Origin of the sequence: Phytobacter sp. V91 (genome assembly GCF_965644225.1) — a bacterium.
Lineage (GTDB): Bacteria > Pseudomonadota > Gammaproteobacteria > Enterobacterales > Enterobacteriaceae > CBFFRJ01.
Genome location: NZ_CBFFRJ010000168.1, coordinates 1 through 9,566 on the forward strand (window position 1 = coordinate 1; position 9,566 = coordinate 9,566).

The window sequence follows — 9,566 nt, forward strand, 5'->3', positions numbered from 1 at the left end:
CATACAGCTCAGCTAAGGTAAGGCTAATACAGATAAGGACTCCACTGAACCCCACCGATTAAATCGCACCTTCCCTAGTTAGTCAGTGACTAGTATTCTCTCGTTTGTATAACTGCAACGATGGGAACCTCATGCAATCACTTTCTATGCTCTCCCTATCGCTTACCTGTGTATTGCTCGCAGGCTGTGGCGACAAAAACACGAATTCGTCTGTCCCCACACAACAGGTTCAGGCAATCCGAGCCCCCCTAGCGCAATATCAGTCCGGGGCAGAAATCACGGGTGAAGTTAAAGCGCGATACCAAGCCAACCTCGCATTCCGTACGAATGGCAGGGTAACTGAACGTCTGGTAGATACCGGTTACCGAGTCAAAAAAGGGGATGTTCTGGCTCGTCTGGACGATACGGAAAAACGGGCTGATGTGGAGATTGCTCAGGCAGAACTACGTTCTGCACGCGCCACATTGAAACTGAAACAGAGCGTTTTTGCTCGTAATCAGAAACTGCTTCCAGTGAAAGCCATCTCTCAAGCGACCTGGGATCAGTCAAGGCAGGAATTACTTACCGCCGAGGCATCCATGGCCTCGGCCAAAGCGTCATTAGATACAGCGCTTGATGCCAGCTCCTTTACCGTTTTGAGGGCTGACGCCAACGGTATTATTACTTCCCGCAATGTTGAAGTTGGTCAGGTCGTCTCTTCGGCACAAACTGTCTTCACGCTGGCTCAAGATGGTCAGCATGAAGCCGTCTTTCAGGTATTTGAGGCCTATTTTCTGCATGGGCAACCGCTTACCAATGTCGATATCGCATTGGTGACAGACCGCTCACGCCAGATACAAGCACAAATAAGGGAGCTCTCTCCCGTACTGACAGAAGCCTCTGGAACCATCCGAATCAAAGCGACATTGCCGGAAGATACGTTGTGGCCGCTCGGAACACCGGTCGTCGGCAAATTCCACTCGCCCCCGCAACAAGGGATCGTTCTACCTGCCAGTGCAATCACTTCTTCACTGGGTATGCCTGCTGTTTGGATTATCGATACGACAAAACATTCAGTTTCGCTACGTGAAGTCACGGTTTCACACTATCGCTCACGCGATTTCATCGTGACAGCAGGGATTGCGCCGCAAGAACTTATCGTTACCAGCGGTGGAAAATTTCTCAGAGAAGGGCAATCCGTATCATGGGAGGAACACTGAAATGAACCGCTATCAATGGCTGTTTTCCTGCTTCTCGGTCGTGTTTCTTTCTGGTTGTGATCAGAAAAGCGCGTCCGAAGATTTGCCTCGCCCCATTCTTTCAATGACTGCAAAATTGGAGCAAACACAGAACATGCACTTACCCGGTACTGTACAGGCACGCTTTGAGTCCGAATTGGCCTTCCAGACCATGGGACGGGTTATATCGCGCTATGTCGACGTGGGCGATCTCGTCCATGAAGGTGACGTACTTGCCGAGCTCGATCCTCTGACGCTACAACTGGGTGTCTTCAGCGCTGAAGCAAACCTTCGCGATGCTGTCGCCCGGCAAGATATTGCGGTATTAACCGAGAAACGCAGACGAGCTTTGGTGAGCGCCAACGCGATGAGCGCCGAAAACCTGGAATTGGCCGAGCAGGAGATGAATTCAGCCCAATCTGCCGTCGTACAAGCAAAAGCGCGCCTGGAAAAAGCACGTGAACAGTTGGGGTACACCAAGCTGAGAGCAAGGTTTGATGGTGTCATCAGCGACGTCTCGGTGGAGGCTGGACAAACCGTCACCGCTGGACAAACCACACTGCGACTGTCACAGCAGGGGTTGCGCGATGTGGTGGTAGACATACCAGAAACGCAGCTTGCCGATTTGCATCTGGGCAGTCGCTTCGATGTTTCACTGCAAATTGACAATACGATACATGCCGTTGGCACACTACGGGAGATTGCGCCGGAAACCGATGCCAGTACACGAACGCGCAGGCTGAAAATAGGTATAGACGGTGCACCAGCACAATTCCGTCTCGGCTCAATGGTCACCGCTACGCCGGTCAAGATAGATCAATCCCATGATGCTATTGTACTACCTGCTACCGCCATCCGGCAGCAAGAGGGCGGATTCTCTGTCTGGATCATTGATCCTACGGCAAAGACGGTTTCACTCAGAGCAGTGGAGATAGAGGCCATTCAGACCGGAACACCATATGTTCGTATCACATCTGGTCTGCACGAGGGTGAAGATGTCGCGATTGCTGGTGTTAACGTGCTGACCCCCGGTCAGAAGGTCCGAATTGAAAGGAAGCCAAATCAGTGAGTAAATTCAACCTTTCGGACTGGGCGCTGAATCATCGTTCCCTCGTCTGGTATTTTGTCCTTGTTTCCGCTCTGGCGGGGCTTTTCTCCTATCTTGAGCTGGGTCGAGAAGAAGACCCTTCTTTCACCATCAAGACAATGGTTATTCAGGCCCAGTGGCCTGGCGCGTCGGCAGAAGAAGTGACCAAACAAGTAACCGACCGTATTGAAAAAAAACTACAGGAGCTCGATACCCTCAAACACACCCGTAGCCAGACTACAGCAGGACAAACCACTATTTTCGTTGATCTCAAAGATGACACTCCGTCGAAAGATGTCCGGCAGATTTGGCAGCGCGTTCGCAATATGATGTCCGATATTCATGGAGAATTTCCGTCTGGTTTGGTCGGGCCATTTTTTAATGACCGTTTTGATGATGTATTCGGCAATATCTATGCATTTACCAGCGATGGCGTGGGACATCGACAATTACGCGATAGGGTCGAAGACGCGCGTAAAAAGATTCTCACGATACCCAACGTTGGCAAAGTCGATATTCTCGGTGCTCAGGATGAGGTTATTTTTCTGGAGCTATCAACCCGCAAAAGCGCGGCCTTGGGTATTGATCGCTCCGCGATAATGGCAGCATTACAGGCACAGAATGCGGTAACGCCTTCCGGTTTCATTGAAACAGGCTCTGAACGTATCGCCCTGCGTGTTGGCGGCGGCTTTATTTCAGAAGAAAGCTTGCGGAATATCAATCTCCGGGTAAATGACCGCTTCCTCCCGCTGAGTGATGTCGTCACGATTACACGCGGTTACGTCGATCCCCCCACTACCCTCTTTCGTTTTAATGGAAAACCCGGCATCGCGTTAGCGGTGGGACTAAAACCCGGCAGCAATTTACTGGAGTTTGGCGACGCACTCGATCGCATGATGAAAAGTATTGTTCATGACTTACCCATCGGTGTATCGGTAGATCGCGTTTCCGATCAGCCCGCTGTTGTCGATGATGCCGTTTCAGGCTTTACACACGCGCTGTTTGAAGCCGTCGCCATTGTTCTGATCATCAGTTTTATCAGCCTGGGCTTGCGGGCCGGACTGGTAGTTGCCATCACTATTCCGTTAGTCCTGGCGATAACCTTTGTGGCGATGTATTACTCGGATATCTCATTACAGCGCATCTCACTCGGTGCGTTGATTATTGCGTTGGGCCTTCTGGTGGATGATGCCATGATTGCGACCGAGATGATGGTCGCCCGACTGGAAGCTGGGGACAGCCTGAGAAAAGCTGCAACGCATGTTTATACATCCACCGCATTCCCGATGCTGACGGGTACGCTCGTCACTGTTGCAAGCTTTATCCCGGTGGGACTCAACGGCAGTAACGCTGGCGAGTTCACCTTTACGCTGTTTGTGGTTATCTCCGTGTCCTTGCTCGTATCATGGGTCGTAGCGGTGCTGATTACCCCTCTGCTGGGAGTAACCATCCTACCCACTACGATGAAAAAGCACGACGAACATAAGAGTAAATTTGGCCAGTTCTTCTCTCGTACTTTGCAGTTTTGCCTGCGGCATCGCTGGTTAACCGTTATCGTAACCGGGATTTTTTTTGCTGCTTCAATTGGAGGAATGTCGCAGGTACAACAGCAGTTCTTCCCGAATTCCGATCGCCCAGAGTTGGTTGTTGACTGGAATCTCCCGCAAAACAGCGCTATTACAGAAACCAGTCGGCAGATGGCGCAGTTCGAGCAGGAAAAACTTAACGGCAACCCCGATGTGCTCCACTGGTCAAGTTATGTCGGATCTGGCGCACCGCGTTTTATTCTGGCTTTTGATGTTCAGCCATCATCCGTTTCTTTTGGGCAGATGGTGATCGTCACCAAAGGGATCGAAGAACGAAACCGACTACTGAAGGATTTCCGAGACTATCTGGGTAAAACCTTCCCGGGTACAGATGCCTATGTCAAGCTGCTGGACATCGGTCCTCCGGTTGGCAAACCGGTGCAGTACCGCGTATCGGGCCCAGAGTTGCAAGTCGTGCGTGACCTGTCGCACAAACTTGCTGCCATCGTTGGTGCTCACCCCTCGTTGAACAATCTAGCCTTTGACTGGAACGAACCTGCACGGGTTGTAAAAGTGAATGTCCTTCAGGATAGAGCCAGACAAATGGGCGTCTCAACGGAAACCATCGCCCAAGCGTTAAACGGTGTGGCTCAGGGCGATACGGTCACGAAAGTCAGAGATGATATTTATCTGGTAGACGTTCTGTGGCGCGGGCAAGAACATGATAGAGGATCGGTCGAATCACTGCTCGATTTACAACTTACGAGCAGCAACGGGCAATTGGTTCCATTGTCTTCCGTTGCCACGTTCCGCTATGAGCTTGAACAGCCAACGATATGGCGCCGCGATCGTACCGCAACGATTACTCTGAAAGCTGGCGTCAACGACGCCACTCAACCCGCGACAATTGTCAAAGCGCTTTCCCCAAGGGTTGATGAACTCAGCAAAAATCTACCTGCAGGGTACGCTATCGATGTAGCTGGTGCCGTTGAGGAAAGTAGTAATTCCCAGGGTCCGATTATCAAGGTCATCCCGCTCATGCTCTTCGTCATGGCGACGATCTTGATGATCCAGTTGCAAAGTTTTCACCGCCTGTTTCTGGTCTTTTCCGTCGCGCCATTGGCCTTGATCGGCGTGGTTGCTGCTTTGCTGTTGAGTAACGCACCGCTCGGCTTCGTCGCCATATTGGGTGTATTGGCTCTCATCGGTATTCTAATTAGGAACTCCGTCATTCTGGTCGTGCATATCGAAACAATGCGTGCAGAAGGCTTGTCCCCCTGGAAAGCCGTCGTAGAAGCCACAGAGCATCGTATGCGGCCAATTATGTTGACGGCTGCCGCAGCCACACTGGCGTTGATCCCCATTTCCAGAGAGATTTTCTGGGGGCCAATGGCCTACGCCATGATGGGCGGCATCATTGTGGGAACCGTGCTGACGCTGCTATTCCTGCCCGCACTCTACCTCATCTGGTTCAGAATTCCGCATGACGTCGAATGAACCACACACTGTTAATATTACACGCCGACGACAAATGTCGTCGGCTCCGAATCAAGAGCCCTGGTGCCACATCTATGAATGCTTTCCTTACAAACAGCTACTCTCACTCTTTTGTCAATCGATCACGGTTGCTGTCGATAATTGTACTGACCTCGGTATTGACAGGATGCACAATGGCACCTGAGTACCAGCGCCCCGTATCACCAGTTGCCACACAGTGGTCCACACTCTCGAATACATCGAATCCTTCCACCAAAACGGCCGCAGATATCGGCTGGCAGGATTTATTCACCGATCCGAAGTTGCGTCAGGTTATACAGCTGTCCTTAGACAATAACCGCGACTTGCGCATTGCAGCGTTGAATATTGAGAAAGCTCAGGCGCAATACCGTATTCAGCGCGCGGATCTGCTACCCAGCGCCAACATTTCTGGTTCAGAATCAGCACAGCGTACTCCAGCTTCGATTTCTTACACGGGCTTTGGCGGCGTTTCCCGTTCATATTCACTCAATGTTGGCGTCAGCGCTTATGAACTCGATCTGTTCGGGCGCGTACGCAGCCTAAAAGAAAAAGCACTACAGTCTTATTTATCTACCGAAGAAACACGGCGTTCAACACATATCAGTTTGATTTCCGAAGTAGCAGGGAGCTACCTGACACTTGCATCGGATCAGGATCTACAACAGCTGGCACATGAAACCTTGCGCAGTCGTCAACAAGCGTATGATCTGCAGCGCCGTCTCACCGACGTCGGAAAATCTTCTCAGTTAGAGCTTCGCCAATCAGAAGGAGAACTGGAAAATGCCCGCGTCGAAGCATTGAATACCGATAAGCTCGTGATGACAGATCGCAATTCACTCGAACTGCTGCTAGGAACGTCACTACCGGACACGTTGCTGCCCGCCCCTGGTGCGTTGACTACACTTCTTGGTGCCAGTGAGATACCATCAGGCTTGCCCTCGGATCTACTACACAACCGTCCAGATATTCTCGCTGCCGAACACGATCTGATCGGCGCTAATGCGAACATTGGTGCAGCTCGTGCCGCATTCTTTCCTAGCATCAGCCTGACTACGTCGATTGGCCGTGCCAGCAACGAGCTATCGAGCCTGTTTGACAGCGGTGGCCGTAGCTGGAGCTTCTCACCACAGATTACCATCCCGCTCTTCGATAGCGGACGTTTGCAGGCTCAGTTGGACACCTCAAAGGTAGAACGCGATATCGCCGTCGCTGAATACGAAAAATCAATCCAGACAGCTTTTCGGGAGGTTGCCGATGCGCTGGCCGATCGAAGCGTAGTCAGCGAGAAACTAGTAGCACAGCGTAAACGCACCGAAGCCGCTCAGGCATCCTATGATTTGGTGCAACTTCAATACTCCAATGAGGTAGCCAGTTATCTGGAGGTACTTGATGCGCAGCGCACACTGTATTCAGCACAACAGGCACTGATTCAAAGCGAGCTATCGCACAAATCAAATCTCATCACACTCTATAAAGTGTTAGGGGGCGGGTGGGCACAATCCCACCCTACAGCAGACTCCGTGGAAAAAAGTCCTTATAAACAATAACTTCTCAGCTCTTACCTTCCAGTACAAGGGCAAAGACAATCTGTTCTCCAGTGACCGTGACTTCTTCACTGCCCCCCAGCTACTCAGGAGCAGTGTAGTGGTTTAATGGATTTGGCCACCTGATAAGAGGTGATATCCTCACCTCATAACAACACAGGTGACACAATGCGAAGGCGTTTCAGCCCCCGAGTTTAAACGGGAATCTGCCCAGTTAGTTCTTGACCAAAATTACACTGTCATGGACGCAGCTAATGCCATGAATGTCGGCCTGTCGACAATGACGCGCTGGGTAAGGCAGTTACGGGAAGAACAGCAAGGTAAATCGCCTAAAGCTTCACCCATAACACCTGAACAGATTGAAATACGTGAGTTAAAGAAAAAACTGCAACGTATTGAGATGGAAAACGAAATATTAAAAAAGCTACCGCGCTCTTGATGTCAGACTCCCTGAACAATTCTCGTTAATCGGGAAACTCAGAGCGCACTATTCTGTGGTTACACTCTGCCACGTGTTCGGGGTTCATCGCAGCAGTTACAAATACTGGAAAAAACGCCCCGAAAAGCCAGACGGCAAGCGGGCTGTATTACGCAGTCAGGTTCTGGAGTTGCATAACATCCGCCATGGCTCTGCTGGCGCAAGAAGTATCGCGACTATTGCAACCCTGAGAGGCTTCAGAATGGGACGCTGGCTTGCCGGCAGGCTCATGAAAGAGCTGGGGCTGATGAGTTGTCAGCAGCCCACTCACCGGTATAAACGTGGTGGTCATGAACACATCGCTATCCCGAATCACCTTGAGCGACAGTTCGCAGTGACAGAGCCCAATCAGGTGTGGTGCGGCGATGTGACGTATATCTGGACAGGCAAGCGTTGGGCTTACCTCGCTGTTGTTCTCGATCTGTTCGCAAGGAAACCGGTGGGCTGGGCAATGTCATTCTCACCGGACAGCAGGCTGACCATCAAAGCGCTGGAAATGGCGTGGGAAACTCACGGTAAACCAGTTGGAGTGATGTTCCACAGTGACCAGGGTAGCCACTATACAAGTAGGCAGTTCCGACAGTTACTGTGGCGCTACCGGATCAGGCAGAATATGAGGAGACGCGGAAACTGTTGGGATAACAGCCCGATGGAACGATTCTTCAGGAGTCTGAAAAACGAGTGGGTGCCGGTGACTGGTTATATAAACTTTAGCGAAGCAGCTCATGCGGTCACAGACTATATCGTCGGGTATTACAGCTCGCTAAGGCCGCATGAATATAACGGTGGGTTACCCCCAAACGAATCGGAAAACCGATACTGGAAAAACTCTCAAGCGGTGGCCAGTTTTAGTTGACCACTACAAGGACACACCATAGTCATAGTAACTCACCACATGCAGCGAGGCGCTCAAACCAACTTTATGTAACCTGTGCCCATTGGTGGTCACTCTGGTGGTCTTGACAGAAAGCGATTTCCGATTTAGCTTAATTATTAGCCAGTTACTGGCAAAGGCGATCCCAGTCAGAGGAGCCATATTTGAAGATCCCGCTTAAGGCAACTTAAGCGGGATTTTTGCTTTTCTGAGTCCGGGTTAAAAGCATCAGGTCAGAATGACCAGCGTTGTAGATACCCGCCGGATCGCATCATGCGTTAATCTGCATACCATCAATCAGCTTCACGCCTTCAGCAGTACGTAACCAGCGTGGCGCTTTCATTTCTGCTGCGAAGTAGCTCACCAGATCGAACAGCAGCCAGCTAAGGTACTTCTCCGTTTCAAAGTCAGCCCCCTGCCCTGACAAAATCCGGGTGAGAGCAAGGCAATAGTGGCAAAGCGCAGTGCATTCAGGCTCGAAACGCGGAGAAATGGCAGGAAGTGTGTCAACGGTCAGGCTTTCAACCAGATGGGGAGGAACAGGCTCTAACAACGTGGGTTGCAGCAGCGCAAGACACGCGTTGAGCCTGCCGTAGAGCGCCATTTTGAGTGCGGGATCGTTGCTTTCGAGCAGGGTTTCGGCAAAGTTTTCGCTGTAACTGGCCAGTACGGTGAAATCCGTGGCAGCATTGAAGGGTACAGCAAGTAACGGGTGTGTTTGAGTGAGGGTTGTAGCCATAAGGCAACCTCCGGTATGTGGTTTAAATTTCACCACCGAAGAGACCAATCTTACGGGTGGTGAACTGAACGGAGTTGGTCTTACCGGCCATACCTACACCGGCGCACCTTGCGGTGCCCCCGTCCAGCACACCATAGAGACGTAGCCGAACGCACGACATAAAAAAAGCGCGGAAGCGCCATTATGTCGCAGGTATGATATTCAGGAGACCAATCCCGGTACCTGATTTTGCAGGTACGGGCAAAAGGTACAGCTTTCGGTCGAAAACGGCAAGGGCAGTCGTGGAAGCAAGGTCGCAGATTTAAAAAGATAAATCAGGGTTACCACACCAGGCATCCAATAACGGGAAACTCACGGGGGAATTATTCCTCCTGCCGCCCGTTGCTCTGCCTGCTTATCTACAATGTTAAAGTCACATTCTTTTGCGGCTTCTTCCCTGCCCTTAAACTTGCTTCGCAATGGTGAAATGGGGTTAAGCTGAATGTTGCTGTATCCGTTCAAACCTGAGTTAGGGAAGGTGCGATTTAATCGGTGGGGTTCAGTGGAGTCCTTATCTGTATTAGCCTTACCTTAGCTGAGCTGT

General features: G+C 51.1%; 6 protein-coding genes and 1 pseudogene. 5 read left to right on the top strand and 2 right to left on the bottom strand.

From position 1 onward, the window contains the following. Window positions 1-131 precede the first annotated feature (131 nt). From ACSZO4_RS23080 to ACSZO4_RS23100, 5 genes and pseudogenes are all read left to right on the top strand, one after another. The gene (locus tag ACSZO4_RS23080; protein WP_437615981.1) at window positions 132-1,199 is read left to right on the top strand and encodes an efflux RND transporter periplasmic adaptor subunit; all 1,068 of its coding nucleotides are present in this window, start codon (window positions 132-134) and stop codon (window positions 1,197-1,199) included. Window position 1,200: 1 nt separating this feature from the next. Then, the gene (locus tag ACSZO4_RS23085) at window positions 1,201-2,286 is read left to right on the top strand and encodes an efflux RND transporter periplasmic adaptor subunit (RefSeq protein WP_437891390.1); all 1,086 of its coding nucleotides are present in this window, start codon (window positions 1,201-1,203) and stop codon (window positions 2,284-2,286) included. Then, a complete protein-coding gene (locus ACSZO4_RS23090; protein WP_437891391.1) occupies window positions 2,283-5,327 on the top strand; it encodes an efflux RND transporter permease subunit in 3,045 nt (1,014 codons plus the stop codon). The genes ACSZO4_RS23085 and ACSZO4_RS23090 overlap by 4 nt, the downstream gene beginning before the upstream one ends. Before the next feature lie 74 nt (window positions 5,328-5,401). Next, on the top strand, window positions 5,402-6,895 hold the full coding sequence (locus ACSZO4_RS23095; RefSeq protein WP_437891392.1) for an efflux transporter outer membrane subunit: 1,494 nt from the start codon (window positions 5,402-5,404) through the stop codon (window positions 6,893-6,895). Window positions 6,896-7,060: 165 nt separating this feature from the next. After that, window positions 7,061-8,226 (top strand): annotated as a pseudogene (locus tag ACSZO4_RS23100) (IS3 family transposase). Window positions 8,227-8,515: 289 nt separating this feature from the next. Here ACSZO4_RS23100 and ACSZO4_RS23105 read toward each other — a convergent pair. Both ACSZO4_RS23105 and ACSZO4_RS23110 read right to left on the bottom strand, forming a co-directional pair. Next, the gene (locus ACSZO4_RS23105) at window positions 8,516-8,983 is read right to left on the bottom strand and encodes a hypothetical protein (RefSeq protein ID WP_437891393.1); all 468 of its coding nucleotides are present in this window, start codon (window positions 8,981-8,983) and stop codon (window positions 8,516-8,518) included. Between the two features lie 22 nt (window positions 8,984-9,005). Then, entirely contained in the window at window positions 9,006-9,143 is a 138-nt protein-coding gene (locus ACSZO4_RS23110; protein ID WP_437891394.1) for a hypothetical protein, read from the bottom strand. Between the last annotated feature and the right edge of the window lie 423 nt (window positions 9,144-9,566).

Excerpts from the sequence above, each read along its gene's own strand:
- ACSZO4_RS23080 (WP_437615981.1), top strand. The coding sequence starts at position 132 with ATGCAATCACTTTCTATGCTCTCCCTATCGCTTACCTGTGTATTGCTC.
- ACSZO4_RS23085 (WP_437891390.1), top strand. The coding sequence starts at position 1,201 with ATGAACCGCTATCAATGGCTGTTTTCCTGCTTCTCGGTCGTGTTTCTT.
- ACSZO4_RS23095 (WP_437891392.1), top strand. The coding sequence starts at position 5,402 with ATGAATGCTTTCCTTACAAACAGCTACTCTCACTCTTTTGTCAATCGA.
- ACSZO4_RS23105 (WP_437891393.1), bottom strand. The coding sequence starts at position 8,983 with ATGGCTACAACCCTCACTCAAACACACCCGTTACTTGCTGTACCCTTC.
- ACSZO4_RS23110 (WP_437891394.1), bottom strand. The coding sequence starts at position 9,143 with ATGTCGTGCGTTCGGCTACGTCTCTATGGTGTGCTGGACGGGGGCACC.